This window comes from Nocardia sp. NPDC058499, from assembly GCF_042719915.1.
GTDB lineage: Bacteria > Actinomycetota > Actinomycetes > Mycobacteriales > Mycobacteriaceae > Nocardia.
Genome location: NZ_JBHXMZ010000001.1, coordinates 921,002 through 936,453 on the forward strand (window position 1 = coordinate 921,002; position 15,452 = coordinate 936,453).

The following is a 15,452-nucleotide window of genomic DNA, read 5'->3' on the forward strand; positions in this document are numbered from 1 at the left end:
CGATCACCGGTGCCTACCGGTCACTGCGGGAGCGAGGCGACCTTGTCAGACGTCACCGCCCGGACCGATCCGGAGCAGCAGCCCGAACTGAAGCGTGTCATCGGCCCGTGGCTGCTGTTGCTGTTCATCGTGGGCGATATTCTCGGCACCGGTATCTACGCCCTGACCGGCCGTGTCGCCGGCGAGGTCGGCGGCGCGGTCTGGGTACCGTTCCTGGTCGCCTTCGGGGTCGCCATGATCACCGGATTCAGCTACCTGGAACTGGTCACCAAGTATCCGCAGGCCGCGGGCGCCGCGCTGTATACGCACAAGGCGTTCGGCATCCATTTCCTCACCTTCATGGTGACCTTCGCCGTGATGAGTTCGGGTATCACCTCGGCCGCCACCGCGGCCAAGGCATTCGCCGCGAATTTCGCCGAGGCCTTCGAGTTCGACGGCGCGAACGGTCTGGTCCTCACTCTCATCGCGCTCGCCTTCATGGCTCTGATCGCGGCGATCAACCTGCGCGGGGTCGGCGAGAGCGTGAAGGCGAACGTTCTACTCACCTGTGTGGAACTCTCGGGGCTACTGATCGTGATCTGTATCGGACTGTGGGCGCTGGGTTTCGGCAACGGCGACTTCGGGCGGATCGTCGAATTCGACACCGGTGACCGTTCCGCGTTCGGTGGGGTGATCGCCGCGACGACCCTGGCCTTCTACGCCATGGTCGGGTTCGAGGATTCGGTGAATATGGCCGAGGAGACCAAGGAGCCGAGCCGGATCTTTCCCAAGATCCTGCTCACCGGCCTGTTGATCACCGGAGCCATCTACGTCGTGGTGTCGATCACCGCGGTGGCCCTCGTACCGCCGGACAAACTCTCCGAAGGCGATACGCCGCTGCTGCAGGTGGTGGAGATCGGTGCCCCCGGATTCCCCACCCAGATCTTCGCGTTCATCACCATGTTCGCGGTCGCCAATTCGGCGCTCATCAACATGCTGATGGCCAGCCGCTTGCTCTACGGTATGGCCAGGCACAAGGTCGTACCCCGCTCGCTGGGCCGGGTGCATCCGACCCGCCGTACCCCGTATATCGCGATCATCTTCACCACCCTGGTGGCGCTCGGGCTGCTGTTGTTCGTCGGCGAGGTACCCGAACTCGGCGGCACCACCGCACTGCTGTTGCTCGTGGTCTTCACCATCGTCAATGTCGCGGTCCTGGTGCTGCGCCGCGACCTGGTCGGCCACGAGCATTTCCGCACCCCGACACCGCTACCGGTGCTCGGCGCGGTGTGCTGCGCCTATCTGGCCACCCCGTTCACCGATCGCAATCCTCAGCAGTACGTGATCGCCGGGATTCTGCTCGCGGTGGGTGTGGTGCTGTGGGCGCTGACGGCGTTGTGGAACAAACCGCACAACGTGAAACCCCTGGGGCCCGAGGTCGATATCCGGTAACCTCGGCCGACGGACGAGGCGGCGGAGGCCGGAAAACGCTGAAGTGACGAGCGCGCGTGCGATCGGTAACGTATTCGCCGATGACAAGCATGGACGCCAGATTCGGCGATGCGGCTGGGTCGGTGCCCCTCCCCAGCCCGTGGGATCTCAACACCTACCTCGCCGAAGTGGCCGCGTATCGCAAGCGGCCGATCTCATTGCAGCCGGCACATCGCTCGGCGCTGGCCGAACTGGGGTGCAACGGCAACGGGCTGTGGATCGCGCGTAAACACGACGACATCATCGTCTACGACGCTTCGGCATCCGGCCGCAACGCCGACCATATCGTGCTGCATGCCATCGGCCATATGCTGCTCGGTCACGGCGGTCCGGGCTCCGAGGACGCCGATATCACCCGGATCTCGATCGGCGCCCTCAACCCGGCTTTGCTGGACGCGCTGGCAACCATCGCACCGGGGTCGATCACCCAGATCCTGGGCCGCGACGATTTCGGCGACGACCGGGAACGGGAGGCCGGTGTTTTCGCCGAGATGACCATGGTCTACGCGGCCCTGCCGAGGCGCCGCACCCGCTCGTTCTGGCCCTTCGGCCGCCGCAAGAACAAGTAACTGCCACCGGAAACGTCCCGGCGGCACGCGGAGGAGCGGATCGGATGTATCCGATCGGCCGGTGAGGGTCTATTCTTGTGCGCCGTGGCCGAACCGCAGACACCCGCCGCCCCGCATCCCGCTATCGCGCCGCTGGCCGGCCTCCTCGGGACCTGGCGCGGCGCCGGGCAGGGTGACTATCCCACCATCGAGCCGTTCGGTTATCTGGAAGAGATCACCTTCGGTCATCTCGGCCGCCCCTTCCTGACCTACCGGCAGCGCACCCGGCATGCCGACGACAACCGCCCCTTGCATGTGGAGACCGGCTACCTGCGCTGCCCAGGCCCGGACCGGGTAGAACTCATCCTGTCCCACCCCACCGGGATCACCGAGATCTGCGAGGGCAAACTCACCCTCGCCGACGCGGAGATCCGCCTGGAGCTCGAGTCCACCGCGATCGGCCTGAGCAGTACCGCCAAAACGGTGACCGCACTCAGCCGGACCATTCATATGCACGGCGGGGTTATCGACTACACCTTGCAGATGGGCGCCGTGGGTCTCCCTCTACAGGATCATCTCGCCGCGAGTTTGCAGAAGATCTGAATCGGGCGTAACGAAAACGTCACGAATTTCCGGGCGCGGGTCACGATTTGCCCATCGCCGATTTTCCGCAGCTTTCCATCTTGTCTCGATGCGTGATCCCGGCTTAGGTTGACCTGAGCAGCAAACCTTCAGAAAACTCTCGCGCGGGGCTCGGTCGCACAGGTGCCATCCGAACTCGCCAGCAGTCGAACCTCTGAATCGGAGGGAGCCGGATATGAAGCGTTCCACCGTTGCTCTCATCACCGCCGGACTGATTCTCGGCGGCACCGGGGTGGTCGAAATCCTCGGCACCGATACCGCCGCGTCGGCCCCGGTCTCCGACCGGGCCGTATCGGTTGTCGCGCCCGCACGGGTCAGCGATCCCGTCGATACCGATACCGGTCACCGCTACGCAACCGGCACCGGCACCGTCGCCACCGGCCCGTGATCGGGCCACGGCCACATAGTCAGTAGCCGTCGGGGAGAGCCGTCAGCATATCGCGGGTCACCCCGACGGCGTTATCGGAACTACCACCCTTGACCAGCAGCGTCGCGAATGCGAGATCGCCCCGGTAGCCGACGAACCAGGAATGTGAACCGCCGGCCACCTCCGCTTCACCGGTTTTGCCGAACACCGCACCCTGGTCGGCGATCCGGTTGGCGGTTCCGGTCAGGACCACCTCCCGCATCATCGTCCGCAGGCCACGCACGACCGCCGGATCCGGTACCGGTCGCGGCCCGTCGACGACAGTCTCGCGACCGGCTATCAGATACGGGGTCGGCGCGCTGCCGTGGGCAATCGCCGCGGCCAGCATTGCCATACCGAAGGGACTGACAACAACCCGGCCCTGCCCGATTCCGTCCTCGGTGCGCTGTGTGCGGTCTTCGGAAACGGGTACCGAACCGGAATAGGTCGGCAAACCGGGAATCACGTAATCCGGGCCGATTCCGAAAGTGGCCGCCGCCTCCGAAAGCGCGGCGGGCGGCAATTGGCTGGCCAATTTCGCGAACGACGTATTACAGGAACGCGCATAGGCGGTCGACAACGCGACGTTCCCGACCGTGAAACCGTTGTAGTTCGGAATCAGGCGCTCGCCGATCGTGATTGCGCTCGGGCACGCGACGACGGTATCCGGCGTGGCCAGGCCGCCGGAAATAGCGGCGGCGGCGGTCACCGTTTTGAACACCGACCCGGGCGGATACTGGCCGATGGTCGCCACCGGGCCGTCCCGGTCGGCGGCAGCGTTCTGCGCGACGGCGAGGATGCCACCGGTGGACGGTTCGATCACCACCATCATGGTTTGTTCCCGGCGCCCGTCGACCGCCCGCTGCGCGGCGTTCTGTACCTGCCGGTCCACGCTCAGAGTGAAGGACGGCACCGGCTGCGCCGCCACCTCGTGCAGTACGCCGGTTTCCGCACCGCCCTCGTTCCGGGCGACCACGCGCCAGCCGGCCCGGCCGTGCACATCGTCAATCACGGCCTGCCGGACCTGCGCCATCAGATCGGGAGCGAACTTCCGGTCGGCCGGGGTCAGATCCCACTCCTGGGTGACCCGTACCCCGGGCAGACCGATGAGCTGCGGCCCGGCGCGGGCGAACTCGGTGTCGTTCAGCACGATCACCGTGTAGACGCCGTCTGCGGCGCGGGCGGAATCCAGGATGCGCTGCGGAGTCAGCCGCTCGTCGATATCGATCAGCGCCCGCGAGACCGCCGCCGCCACCTGCCGCGGTTCGGCGCTTTCGGCGGCATCGAAGGTCACCCGCGAAACCGTGCCCGGTATCAGCACATCACTACCGGACTGCTCGTTCACCCGGGCACCCGGCGCCTGGCGCACCGACAATGCCATGGTCTGGGTATCGCCCAGCCGGGGATGCAGGGCAGAACCACTCCACCGCACCGCCCAGCCGCCACCGCTGCGCACCAGCGGCAGCTGCCCGGTATAGGACCAGTTGCGCCCACCGGCCAGCCGCCATTCGTAGGTGTAGTCGACGGTGGCGGTATCACCGGAGATCCGGGCCGCGCCGGACCGGGCATGCAGCTCCTCGGCACCCAGTTCCTCCCAGACGGAGACGAGTGCGGGCCCGGCTTTCTCGGGGCGGGTCGTGCGCGCGGCGGCTTCGTCGAGGTCGTGGGCCGCGAAGGCCTCCAGGAAACCGTCGGCCGCGGTGATCGGTCCCGAGGACCCCCCGAGGCAGGCGGTCGTGGCGAAAGCGAGCACCGCGACCGCGAATACGAGTACCGGACGGATCGTCATCGCGCCCGATCGTAGCGACCCCGGCCCGCTGTTCACTTGCGGCGCACCGCATCCTGCCGGACTCGGTCGGGTCGGACCGGGCCGGCTCAGTCCAGCAGTACCGTGGCGAAGGTCGCGATCTGCCGGAACCCGACCGCCCGGTAGGCCCGCCGGGCGATCTCGTTGTAGTCGTTGACGTACAGGCTCGCCGTCCGCCCGGTGGCGACCACCGCATTCGCGACCGCCGCCGTTCCTGTGGTGCCCAGCCCTCGCCCGCGGTGTTCCGGGTGGACCCACACACCCTGGATCTGCCCGGTACGCCGGGACATCGCCCCCACCTCGGCCTTGTAGGCGACCTCGCCGTCGATGAACCGGGCCCAGGCCCGGCCGGCCTCGATCAGTCCGGCCACCCGGCGCCGGTAACCGCGGCCGCCGTCACCGGCCCGCGGATCCACCCCCACCTCTTCGATGAACATGGCGATGGCGGCCGCCAGATAACGGTTCAGCTCGTCGGGACGCACCTGCCGGACCTCCGGGTCGGTGGCCGCGAGCGCGGTGCCCGTGAGGGCCAGCAGCGGCTGGTCGGCACGCAGCTCCCGCTCCGGGCCCCAGTGATCGCCGAGCATCTCCCACAGGGGTAGCGCGAGTTCCCGGCGGCCTACCACCGAAGAACACATCCGGGGCCAGCGCAGCGCGCGGTCGGCGAAGGCGCGCAGGGCCGCGCGGTCACCCCGCAACGGGATCAGGTTGACGCCGGAGAAACACAGCGATTCGGCCGGCCCGCCGTGGCTCCACAATTCGCCCTGACCGTACCGGTTGTCCAGACCGTATTCCTGTAGCCGGGCGGCGACCATACAGGCCGCCACCGGGTCCTCGTCGAGCACCCTGAGCACCTGTCCCAGGTCCCGCTCGGCGAGCTGACGCGCGGGAACGTATTTCGCGCGCCGGGCCGGCTCCAGCAGACTCCGCACCTAGTACAGCCTGCCATGAAGTGCGGCCAGACGATACGGATATCCCGAAAGCGTGTACCGCGGGGGTGCCACCGAGGCAGCACCTCTCGGCTCGCGGGAGCCGCGAGCCGAGAACGCGGGCCGATCAGCCCACGCTGACGACCGGTTCACCGGTGCCGGCGTCCGCACCCATCTCCTCGGCGATCCGCATGGCTTCCTCGATGAGGGTTTCCACGATCTGCGCCTCGGGCACGGTCTTGATGACCTCACCCTTGACGAAGATCTGACCCTTACCGTTCCCCGAGGCCACGCCCAGGTCGGCTTCCCGGGCCTCGCCGGGACCGTTGACCACACAGCCCATGACCGCGACCCGCAGCGGTACCTCCAGCCCGTCGAGCCCGGCGGTGACCTCGTTGGCCAGGGTGTACACGTCGACCTGCGCACGCCCGCAGGACGGGCACGACACGATCTCCAGTTTGCGGGGGCGCAGGTTCAGCGATTGCAGGATCTGCCCGCCGACCTTGACCTCTTCGGCCGGCGGCGCGGACAGCGAGACCCGGATGGTATCGCCGATCCCTTCGCTCAGCAGCGCACCGAACGCGACAGCGGATTTCACGGTGCCCTGGAAGGCCGGGCCGGCCTCGGTGACGCCGAGATGCAGCGGATAGTCGCTCTGCGCGGCCAGCTGCCGGTAGGCCTCGACCATCACCACGGGATCGTTGTGTTTGACCGAGATCTTGATATCGCCGAACCCGTACTCCTCGAACAGGCCCGCTTCCCACAGCGCCGACTCCACCAGCGCCTCCGGAGTGGCCTTGCCGTATTTGTCCATCATCCGTTTGTCGAGGGATCCGGCGTTCACACCGATCCGGATCGGGATACCCGCGTCTCCGGCCGCCTTGGCGACCTCTTTCACGCGACCGTCGAATTCCTTGATGTTGCCCGGGTTCACCCGCACCGCCGCGCACCCGGCGTCGATGGCGGCGAAGATATAGCGCGGCTGGAAATGGATATCGGCGATCACCGGTATCTGGGATTTCTTCGCGATGATGGGCAGTGCGTCGGCGTCTTCCTGCCGCGGGCACGCCACCCGCACGATATCGCAGCCCGATGCCGTGAGTTCGGCGATCTGCTGCAGGGTCGCGTTCACATCGTGCGTTTTGGTCGTCGTCATCGACTGCACGGAGATCGGGTGGTCACTGCCCACACCGACACCACCCACCATGAGCTGACGGGTCTTGCGCCGCGGCGCGAGCACCGCCACCGGTGCGGTCGGCATCCCCAATCCGACTGTGCTGGTCACTTTCGGCTGCCTACTTTCGTCCTGGTCCGGCCGGTCGGTGCCGAGTGTAGTCCCGCCGCGGGGGCGCGCCGCCGAGACATGGACTACACCGGCAACCGGCACCGCGGCGTCACCGGGATGTCACCCGGGCGACACCCGGCACAGTCGGTGCCATAGGCGAAACCGCAGTTCAGCGCGGTTTGCGGCGATAGATCACGTCGTAGATGAGAATCCCGGCCATCGCGGCCGCGAATCCGATCAGGTACAGGTTCTCGACCTGGCCGGAGTGATTGCCGATCAGCATGCCGAGCAGCGCGATGATCACGACCACCGCGGCCACCCGGAAGGTTGTGCGCGATTCGCCGCTCCAACCGAATGCCGCCGACGGAACCTCAGCAGGGTCCACCTTGGTGACGTGCTGGTCAGTGGTGAGTTCGACGTCCGTGGCGGCCACGATCGCTCCTCCTCGAGAGAACGGATACTGCCCTTTATCGTGGCATACGACCGCCCGTCGTAGCCAGTAGGGGCGGGGTCGGTGACAATGGGCGGGTGTCAGATCTCCGCAGAGTTCTCCTGCTCGGCAGCACCGGTTCCATCGGCACCCAGGCGCTCGAGGTGATCGCCGCCAACCCCGGCAGATTCGAAATCGTCGGCCTGGCCGCGGGCGGCGGGAACACCGAACTGCTGGCCGCGCAGATGGCCGCCACCGGCACCACCAACGTGGCCGTTGCCGACCCGGCAGCCGCGGCCCGGCTGGGGGTGCCGTTCGCCGGCGCGACTGCGGCAACCGAACTCGTCCGCAACACCGAGGCCGATGTCGTACTCAACGCGCTCGTCGGTTCGCTCGGCCTGGAACCCACCCTCGCGGCGCTGGAATCGGGGGCCACCCTGGCGCTGGCGAACAAGGAATCGCTGGTGGCCGGCGGCTCACTGGTCACCCGGGCGGCCCGGCCCGGCCAGATCGTGCCGGTCGATTCGGAACATTCCGCGCTGGCCCAGTGCCTGCGCGGCGGGCGCGCCGAGGAAGTCGCCACACTGGTCCTCACCGCCTCCGGTGGCCCGTTCCGGGGCTGGACCACCGAAATGCTGGACGGCGTGAACCCCGCCGAGGCGAAAACCCACCCCACCTGGTCGATGGGCCCGATGAACACGTTGAACTCGGCCTCGCTGGTGAACAAGGGCCTGGAGTTGATCGAAACGCATCTACTGTTCGGGATCCCCTACGACCGCATCCAGGTCACCGTGCACCCGCAGTCGATCGTGCATTCCATGGTCACCTTCACCGACGGGTCCACGCTGGCCCAGGCCAGCCCGCCGGATATGAAGCTGCCCATCGCGCTGGCGCTGGGCTGGCCGGACCGGGTCCCCGGCGCGGCCACCCCGTGCGATTTCGGTACGGCCGCCACCTGGACGTTCGAACCCGTCGACGATGCGGTGTTCCCGGCGGTGGAACTCGCCCGGGAGGCCGGAACCGCCGGCGGGTGCGTCACCGCGGTGTACAACGCGGCCAACGAGGTCGCGGTACAGGCGTTTCTCGACGGGCGGATCCGGTTCCCGGATATCGTGCGCACCGTGGCCCGGGTGGTCCGCGACGCCGGACAGTGGCACGCCGAACCGGGCGAACTCGCCGAGGTGCTGGCGGCCGACGAATGGGCTCGTGACCGCGCCCGCACACTGGTACACCGGTAATCCATGTCCCAGATGGTCGAGGCCCGGCACGCGGGCGGTTACTGTGGACACGTGCTCGCGGCCGCTCCGGTCTCCGTGCGGGCCGAGAGATTTGATCTGCGCACCGCAGGAGGGCTGTAAACCACATGCTGTTCGTGTTGGGGTTCGTGCTGTTCGCCCTCGGCATCACGATTTCGATCGCATTGCACGAATGCGGGCATATGTGGACCGCGCAGGCCACCGGAATGAAGGTCCGCCGGTATTACATCGGTTTCGGCCCGAAAATGTTCTCCTTCCGGCGCGGGGAAACCGAATACGGGGTCAAATGGCTGCCGCTCGGCGGTTTCTGTGATATCGCCGGAATGACCGCGCTCGACGAACTCGAACCCGAGGAAGTCGAGCGCGCCATGTACCGGCAGGCCGCCTGGAAACGCCTCGTCGTGATGTCCGGCGGAATCGCGATGAACTTCCTGCTCGGATTCCTCCTCATCGTGGTGCTGGCGGTCGGCTGGGGACTCCCCAACCTGAACCAGCCACCCGAAACCGCCCTCGGTGATATGAGCTGCGTCGCGCCGCAGAACCCCGACGGAACCGTCGGCACCTGCACCGGCGAGGGCCCTGCCCAGCGCGCGGGCCTGCAACGCGGCGATGTGGTGACCGCGGTCGACGGCGAGCCCGTCGACACGTGGAAAGAATTCCAGACCCTCACCCAGCAACAGGAGGGACCGTTCACCTACACCCTCGAGCGCGGCGGGCAGACCATGGATATCGAGGTCGTGCCCGAGCAGACGATGCGCTACCCCAGCGAGGGTGGCCCGGGCCGGGAAGTCGGTGTGGTCGGGGTCGGCCAGGAATTCTACGAACCGGTCCAGTACGACATTCTCGGTGCGATTCCCGCGTCGGCGGCATTCACCGGGGATATGTTCATCCGCACCTTCCAATCGCTGGCCCAGATGCCGGCGAAGGTGGCCTCGCTGTGGGACGCGGTGACCGGCGGAGAACGCGATGCGGATACCCCGGTCAGTGTGTACGGCGCCAGCAAGATCGGCGGCGAAACCGCCGAACGCGGCTACTGGAATATGTTCATCCTCGTCCTGGCGAGCCTGAACTTCTTCCTGGGCGCGTTCAACATCCTGCCGCTGCTGCCGCTCGACGGCGGCCATATCGCGGTGGTGTTGTACGAGAAGATCCGCAACACCTTCCGCGGCTGGAAGGGTCTCGCCCCCGGCGCCCCCGTCGACTACCTGAAACTGCTGCCGCTCACCTACGTCGCCGTCGTGATCGGCGGGGCATACATGCTGCTCACCCTGGCCGCCGACATCATCAACCCGATCAACCTCTTCCCCTGACCGCCGCTTCGGCCTCGCGGCTCGGCTAGCATCGCCGCATGCGGCGTGCATCCGGGCCCGGGCACTACCTCCAGGCCGTCCGGCTCGATCCCACCGCCGAAGCGACCGGGTACCCGTTCGATCTGCCCGCGGTGCGCTACCTCGCACGATCCGGCGGACTGTCGCTACCACCGGGAGTGACGTTCCTGGTCGGTGAAAACGGTAGCGGTAAATCGACACTGCTCGAGGCGATCGCGGTGGCAGCGGGCCTCAACCCCGAGGGCGGTAGCCAGAACTACCGGTTCGCCACCCGCGCCAGTGAGTCGGAACTGGGTGAGCATCTGGTCCTGCGCTGGGGCATCCACAAACCCCGCAGCCGCTTCTTCCTGCGCGCCGAATCGTTCTACAACGTGGCCACCGAAAGCGAACGTCTCGGCCCGGAACAACTCACAGCAATCGGTGGCTCACCACACAGCCGTTCACACGGCGAATCGTTCGTCGACCTCATCCGGCACCGGTTCTTTCCCGGCGGCCTGTATCTCATGGACGAACCCGAAGCCGCGCTGTCCGCCCGCGGCTGTATGACCGTGCTGGCTCGGATCTCCGAACTGGTATCCGACGGCTGCCAGTTCGTGGTGGCAACCCACTCCCCAATTCTGCTGGCGGTCCCGAACGCGACGATTTACCAATTCGACGAGGACGGTTCCATCGATACCGTTGATTTCGATCAGGCCGTTCCGGTCGCCGTCACCCGGGAGTTCCTCGCCAGGCCGCAGCACTACCTGCGGTACCTGCTCGAAGAACAGTGAACGGGGCCACCGGTGAGGGTCTCCGATCCAGCCACCCGATCGTTCAGCACGCGACGAGCGTCCGCCCCGGCCGGATCCATGCCGTAACGCAATGCCACTTCCTTGCCGTGGCATACCAGCTCGGCCCCGCATATCAGCTCAGTGCGTGTTCGCCCTTCCCATCGATCACATCCACCACGTATTCGGCGATCGCCAGCGAGGAGGTCGCCGCCGGGGACGGCGCGTTGCGGACGGCGGTGACCGGGCCCAGGCGGTCGATCCGGAAATCGTCGACCAGAGTGCCGTCGGCGTCGAGGGCCTGGGCGCGAACACCTGCTCCCGCACGCACCACATCCGCGCTACCGATTGCGGGAATGTAACGCTGCGCCTTACGCATGTACGCGGCGATGGATACCGAGCCGTACATTTCCCCGAGCCCGGTGCGCCAATGCTGCCGAACCAGCCGCCGGAACCCCGGCCAGGCCAGGGTTTTCGCCATGTCGCGGGGTACGAAACGGGTACGCCGATACCCCTCCCGCGCAAAGGCCAGGACCGCGTTCGGACCGACCTCGACGGCTCCCGATACGCGCCGCGTGAAATGCACGCCCAGAAACGGGTACCGCGGATCCGGAACCGGATAGACGAGGCCGCGCACCAGCTCCCTCTTTTGCGGGACCACATCCATGTACTCGCCCCGGAAAGGGACGATGCGAGGGCCGGCGTCGCCACCGGCCAGAACGGCCACCGAATCCGCCTGTAATCCGGCGCAGAGAACAACCCGGTCCGCCGCCAGAACCTGCTCCCCCACAGCGATTTCGACACCCGAAGCGGTCCGGATGATCCGGTCCACCGCGCAGGAAGTCCTGACCTCGCCGCCGGCCGCCACTATGTCTGCCGCGAAAGCCTCGGCCACGCCGCGAAAATCGGTGATCGCGGTATGCGGTGAATACAGCGCCGCGATACCCTCCGCGAACGGTTCGATATCTCGAATACCGGCGGCATCGACACGGCGCAGCCCGGGCACCGCATTATGTCCCGCCCGCGCCTCGAGGGCATCCAGGCGAGCCATTTCTTCGTCGTCCACTGCGATGACGAGCTTGCCGCATTCCTCGTACGGCAACTCCCGCTCGGCACAGTAGTCGCGCAGCATCGCCCGGCCTCGCGCACACAGCACAGCCTTCAGACTCCCCGGCTGGTAGTAGATCCCGGCATGCACCACCCCCGAGTTGTGACCGGTCTGGTGCACAGCCACCCGGTCTTCCTTCTCCAGCACCACAACCCGGGCCCCAGGCCGCCGGCGACCGATTTCCCGGGCCACCGCCAGACCCACGATCCCGGCCCCCACCACGACAATCACCCGGTCGGCCAAACTCTCGCTCCTGTTACGCGTGAACTATCGGTTCGATGGGCTCAGCGCTGTTCCAGAGCCACGAAGGGAATCGTCGCCTCGAACGGGATCGTCCAGCAACTGCGCCGAGTCCGGGCGGCTCATCCGGGTACCCTTTCAGACATGGTCCGGGCCGACGGCGAAACAGAGTCCGCAGCCTATTCTGCCTCGCCGCCGGAGACGACAGAAATACTCAGCCCTCTGCGGCCAGCTGCCCGCAGGCGGCGGCGATTTCCTGGCCGCGGGTATCGCGCACCGTGCACGGAACGCCCTGCGCCTCGACCCGGCGCACGAACTCGCGTTCGACCGGTTTCGGGCTGGCATCCCATTTGCTGCCCGGTGTCGGGTTGAGCGGGATGACGTTCACATGCACGCGCGACCCGAGCGCCTTGTGCAGTTTCGCGCCGAGCATATCCGCCCGCCAGGGGTGATCGTTGATATCGCGGATCAGCGCGTATTCCACCGAGATGCGGCGGCCCGTCTTGTCGGCGTAGTAGCGGGCCGCGGCGAGGACCTCCGCCACCGGCCAGCGGTTGTTCACCGGGACGAGGGTGTCGCGGAGTTCGTCGTCGGGGGTGTGCAGGGAGACGGCCAGCGTCACCGAGAGGCCCTCGTCGGCGAGTTTGCGGATCGCCGGGGCCAGACCCACGGTGGAGACCACCACGTTGCGCTGCGAGATCCCGAGGCCGTCCGGCGCGGGCGAGGTGATCCGCCGGACGGCGTTCACCACCCGCTTGTAGTTCGCCAGCGGCTCCCCCATCCCCATGAACACGATATTGGACAGGCGCCCGGCCCCGCCTGATACTGCGCCGTCGCGCAGGTCGGCCGCGGCGGCGCGGACCTGGTCGACGATTTCGGCGGTGGACAGGTTGCGGTCCAGCCCGCCCTGCCCCGTAGCACAGAACGGACAGGCCATACCGCACCCGGCCTGGCTGGAAATACACAGGGTGGCGCGGTCCGGGTAGCGCATGAGCACGCTCTCCAGCAAGGTGCCGTCACCGGCGCGCCACAGCGTTTTCCGGGTCTCCCCGGAATCGCAGGCGATATGCCGGACCGGGGTCAGCAGCGGCGGGAAGAGCGCACCGGCGATCGTGTCCCGCACAGCGGCGGGTAGATCGGTCATCGCGGCGGGGTCGGCTTGGAGGCGGCCGTAGTACTGGCGGGCGATCTGGTCGGCCCGGAACTTCGGCAGACCCAGTTCCGCCATCGCGGCGCGGCGCCCCTCGGCGTCGAGGTCGGCGAGGTGGCGGGGCGGCATCCCGCGGCGGGGTGCATCGAAAACCAAGGGCAAGGGGGCGGTCATAGTCCTACCAGTGTCGCATCTCGCTCGATGTGACCAGCGACAAGCCGCCCCCGGAGGCCGATGGGCAACGGTCGGGATGTACCTGGTGTCGCCGCCGGACGCCGGCCGGCGCAATACGGCGCGGCAGACGGGCCGACCGGAAATCCATGCGCCGGCGATAGCTGTCGGCAATCATCGACATATGGCGACCTCTGATGACCGAATCCCCGAACCCGGTGCGGTGCCGGGCGCGCGACCTCCGGGCGGACCGGCCGGCGAACCCGTGCGCGGTAAACCCGCACCCACCTCCACCGGCCGGAAGGCAACCGACAAGGCCCGCCGACGCAAGAATGCGGGCAGTTCCCGTGTGGGCAACGCCTGGATCGCGTTGATCATCGCGGCGATCCTCGGCATCGTCCTGCTGATCTTCATCATCCAGAACTCGGAGAGTGCGGATGTCGAAATGCTCTTCTGGAACTTCTCGCTGCCCCTGGGCGTGACAATACTGCTGTCGGTGATCGCGGGCGCCCTGGTCATGGCGCTGGTGGGCGGTGTGCGCATCATGCAGTTACGCCGGGCGGTGCACAAGGAGTGACCGGCCGGCGAGGCCTCAGAGCAGGGTGCTGAGCACCAGCCAGGACACGAAGGCCGACGGCAACATGGAATCGAGCCGGTCCATGATGCCGCCGTGGCCGGGCAGCATCGTGCCCATATCCTTGATGCCCAATTCGCGTTTGATCTGCGATTCGATCAGATCGCCGAGGGTCGCGACGACCACCAGGCCCACCCCGAGCACCACCCCGATCATCGAGTTGGCTTCCAGCAGTAGTGTCACGGTGAGCAGACCGCCGATGATCGCGAACACCAGCGACCCGCAGAATCCCTCCCAGGATTTCTTGGGACTGATCGAGGGCACCATGGGGTGGCGGCCGAACAGCACGCCCGCCACATAACCGCCCACATCGGAGCACACCACCAGGATCATGAAGGTCAGCACCCGCAGGTTGCCGTCGGGATCCTCCAGAAGCAGCAGGACCGCGAACGAGGCCAGCAGCGGAATCCACGCCAGCGTGAACACCGTGATCGCGGTATCGCGCAGGAAATTGCGCGGCGCCGTGTTCAGGCCGTGGTCGAACAGCCGCCACACCATACAAACCAGGACAGTCGCCGCGAAGGCGCCGACCACGCCACCGGCCCCGAACGGCCAGCCCAGCCAGAAGACAGCTTGACCACCGGCGATCAGCGGCGTGCGCGGTACCAGCACATCCGCCTCGCGGAGTCGTTTGGCCACCTCCCAGGTGGCGATACCGACCGCGACGCCCGCGACGCCGATGAAGACCTTGGGGACGAAAAGCAGGACCGCGATACACGAGATCCCGAGCGTCAGGCCGACGGCGAGCGCCGCCGGAAGGTTGCGCCCCGCGCGGGAACGCCGCGGGGCCGCGTCCGCGGCGGTATTGCTTGCGGCCCCTGGTCCGGCAGGCGCAGCCTCGGCCGCCGCAGCGTCCGACGCTGAACCGCGCGCCCCGGAACTACCGGGCGCAGCCGGGGACGCGCCGCCGGTAGCCGTACCGGGGGGCACAGCACCCGTAGGCATATCAGTAGGCACGACACCTGAAGGCGTAGCGGCCGCCGAGGCGCCTGCGGACGCACCGGCGGGCGCCGGTGTCGATTCGGATATGCCCGCGGCCGGCGGCTGCGGTCGGGCCGCACCGGTCGCGGCGGCTTTCTCGGCCACGATTGTCCCGTCGCTCAACTCGTCGTCGTTCCGTTCGTTCCCACCCGAAGCGTGCGTCGCCGCTCCGCTCTTCTCATTGTGCGTCAATCCCCGGACCGTCGGCCCGCCGTGGCGGCGCCGATACGGCACTGCTTCGGCACGGCACCCACCGCTCGTGCCGAATACGGACAGTACGCGGCCCACGTCACGCGATAC

Annotated in this window: 15 protein-coding genes; 8 read left to right on the plus strand and 7 right to left on the minus strand. The window is 67.4% G+C overall.

Annotation, left to right across the window (positions count from 1 at the left end):
• Nucleotides 1-42 precede the first annotated feature (42 nt).
• The 4 genes from ACFWPH_RS04260 to ACFWPH_RS04275 all read left to right on the plus strand — a co-directional run bounded on the left by ACFWPH_RS04260 (nucleotide 43) and on the right by ACFWPH_RS04275 (nucleotide 3,048).
• Nucleotides 43-1,431, plus strand: a complete 1,389-nt coding sequence (locus tag ACFWPH_RS04260) for an APC family permease (protein WP_378748021.1) — start codon at nucleotides 43-45, stop codon at nucleotides 1,429-1,431.
• Nucleotides 1,432-1,511: 80 nt separating this feature from the next.
• Nucleotides 1,512-2,039: a hypothetical protein gene (locus ACFWPH_RS04265; RefSeq protein ID WP_280424096.1), complete on the plus strand. Its 528-nt coding sequence runs from the start codon at nucleotides 1,512-1,514 to the stop codon at nucleotides 2,037-2,039.
• 84 nt (nucleotides 2,040-2,123) lie between these two features.
• Nucleotides 2,124-2,621, plus strand: coding sequence for a peroxynitrite isomerase (locus ACFWPH_RS04270; RefSeq protein WP_033241398.1), 498 nt, complete (start codon nucleotides 2,124-2,126; stop codon nucleotides 2,619-2,621).
• A gap of 214 nt (nucleotides 2,622-2,835) precedes the next feature.
• Nucleotides 2,836-3,048 carry a hypothetical protein gene (locus tag ACFWPH_RS04275; RefSeq protein WP_280419078.1) on the plus strand — a complete coding sequence of 71 codons (213 nt, stop codon included), beginning with the start codon at nucleotides 2,836-2,838 and terminating at the stop codon, nucleotides 3,046-3,048.
• 19 nt (nucleotides 3,049-3,067) lie between these two features.
• Here ACFWPH_RS04275 and ACFWPH_RS04280 read toward each other — a convergent pair whose 3' ends face one another.
• From ACFWPH_RS04280 to ACFWPH_RS04295, 4 genes are all read right to left on the minus strand, one after another.
• Nucleotides 3,068-4,855, minus strand: a complete 1,788-nt coding sequence (locus tag ACFWPH_RS04280) for a penicillin-binding transpeptidase domain-containing protein (protein WP_378748022.1) — start codon at nucleotides 4,853-4,855, stop codon at nucleotides 3,068-3,070.
• An 86-nt stretch (nucleotides 4,856-4,941) separates the two neighbouring features.
• On the minus strand, nucleotides 4,942-5,805 hold the full coding sequence (locus ACFWPH_RS04285; RefSeq protein ID WP_378748023.1) for a GNAT family N-acetyltransferase: 864 nt from the start codon (nucleotides 5,803-5,805) through the stop codon (nucleotides 4,942-4,944).
• Between the two features lie 124 nt (nucleotides 5,806-5,929).
• Nucleotides 5,930-7,087 (minus strand): flavodoxin-dependent (E)-4-hydroxy-3-methylbut-2-enyl-diphosphate synthase, encoded by a 1,158-nt coding sequence (gene ispG, locus ACFWPH_RS04290; protein WP_062974525.1) that lies wholly within the window; start codon nucleotides 7,085-7,087, stop codon nucleotides 5,930-5,932.
• 169 nt (nucleotides 7,088-7,256) lie between these two features.
• Nucleotides 7,257-7,520 carry a DUF2631 domain-containing protein gene (locus ACFWPH_RS04295; RefSeq protein WP_378748025.1) on the minus strand — a complete coding sequence of 88 codons (264 nt, stop codon included), beginning with the start codon at nucleotides 7,518-7,520 and terminating at the stop codon, nucleotides 7,257-7,259.
• Between the two features lie 95 nt (nucleotides 7,521-7,615).
• Between ACFWPH_RS04295 and dxr the strand changes: the two genes are divergently transcribed.
• The 3 genes from dxr to ACFWPH_RS04310 all read left to right on the plus strand — a co-directional run bounded on the left by dxr (nucleotide 7,616) and on the right by ACFWPH_RS04310 (nucleotide 10,871).
• On the plus strand, nucleotides 7,616-8,755 hold the full coding sequence (dxr, locus tag ACFWPH_RS04300; protein WP_378748026.1) for a 1-deoxy-D-xylulose-5-phosphate reductoisomerase: 1,140 nt from the start codon (nucleotides 7,616-7,618) through the stop codon (nucleotides 8,753-8,755).
• Nucleotides 8,756-8,880: 125 nt separating this feature from the next.
• Nucleotides 8,881-10,083: a M50 family metallopeptidase gene (locus ACFWPH_RS04305; RefSeq protein ID WP_378748028.1), complete on the plus strand. Its 1,203-nt coding sequence runs from the start codon at nucleotides 8,881-8,883 to the stop codon at nucleotides 10,081-10,083.
• 38 nt (nucleotides 10,084-10,121) lie between these two features.
• Nucleotides 10,122-10,871, plus strand: coding sequence for an AAA family ATPase (locus tag ACFWPH_RS04310; RefSeq protein WP_378748029.1), 750 nt, complete (start codon nucleotides 10,122-10,124; stop codon nucleotides 10,869-10,871).
• Nucleotides 10,872-11,004: 133 nt separating this feature from the next.
• Here ACFWPH_RS04310 and lhgO read toward each other — a convergent pair whose 3' ends face one another.
• The gene (gene lhgO / locus ACFWPH_RS04315) at nucleotides 11,005-12,219 is read right to left on the minus strand and encodes an L-2-hydroxyglutarate oxidase (RefSeq protein WP_378748030.1); all 1,215 of its coding nucleotides are present in this window, start codon (nucleotides 12,217-12,219) and stop codon (nucleotides 11,005-11,007) included.
• Between the two features lie 211 nt (nucleotides 12,220-12,430).
• Nucleotides 12,431-13,540: a 23S rRNA (adenine(2503)-C(2))-methyltransferase RlmN gene (gene rlmN / locus ACFWPH_RS04320; RefSeq protein WP_378748031.1), complete on the minus strand. Its 1,110-nt coding sequence runs from the start codon at nucleotides 13,538-13,540 to the stop codon at nucleotides 12,431-12,433.
• A 181-nt stretch (nucleotides 13,541-13,721) separates the two neighbouring features.
• On the opposite strand from rlmN, the gene ACFWPH_RS04325 reads away from it, so the two are divergent.
• On the plus strand, nucleotides 13,722-14,114 hold the full coding sequence (locus ACFWPH_RS04325) for a lipopolysaccharide assembly LapA domain-containing protein (RefSeq protein WP_378748033.1): 393 nt from the start codon (nucleotides 13,722-13,724) through the stop codon (nucleotides 14,112-14,114).
• Nucleotides 14,115-14,129: 15 nt separating this feature from the next.
• Here ACFWPH_RS04325 and ACFWPH_RS04330 read toward each other — a convergent pair whose 3' ends face one another.
• Nucleotides 14,130-15,116, minus strand: a complete 987-nt coding sequence (locus ACFWPH_RS04330) for a phosphatidate cytidylyltransferase (protein ID WP_378748034.1) — start codon at nucleotides 15,114-15,116, stop codon at nucleotides 14,130-14,132.
• Between the last annotated feature and the right edge of the window lie 336 nt (nucleotides 15,117-15,452).

Coding starts and splice junctions, on each gene's coding strand:
- ACFWPH_RS04265 (WP_280424096.1), top strand. CDS start 1,512: ATGACAAGCATGGACGCCAGATTCGGCGATGCGGCTGGGTCGGTGCCC.
- ACFWPH_RS04275 (WP_280419078.1), top strand. CDS start 2,836: ATGAAGCGTTCCACCGTTGCTCTCATCACCGCCGGACTGATTCTCGGC.
- ACFWPH_RS04280 (WP_378748022.1), bottom strand. CDS start 4,855: ATGACGATCCGTCCGGTACTCGTATTCGCGGTCGCGGTGCTCGCTTTC.
- ACFWPH_RS04305 (WP_378748028.1), top strand. CDS start 8,881: ATGCTGTTCGTGTTGGGGTTCGTGCTGTTCGCCCTCGGCATCACGATT.
- ACFWPH_RS04310 (WP_378748029.1), top strand. CDS start 10,122: ATGCGGCGTGCATCCGGGCCCGGGCACTACCTCCAGGCCGTCCGGCTC.
- rlmN (WP_378748031.1), bottom strand. CDS start 13,540: ATGACCGCCCCCTTGCCCTTGGTTTTCGATGCACCCCGCCGCGGGATG.
- ACFWPH_RS04325 (WP_378748033.1), top strand. CDS start 13,722: ATGGCGACCTCTGATGACCGAATCCCCGAACCCGGTGCGGTGCCGGGC.
- ACFWPH_RS04330 (WP_378748034.1), bottom strand. CDS start 15,116: ATGCCTACGGGTGCTGTGCCCCCCGGTACGGCTACCGGCGGCGCGTCC.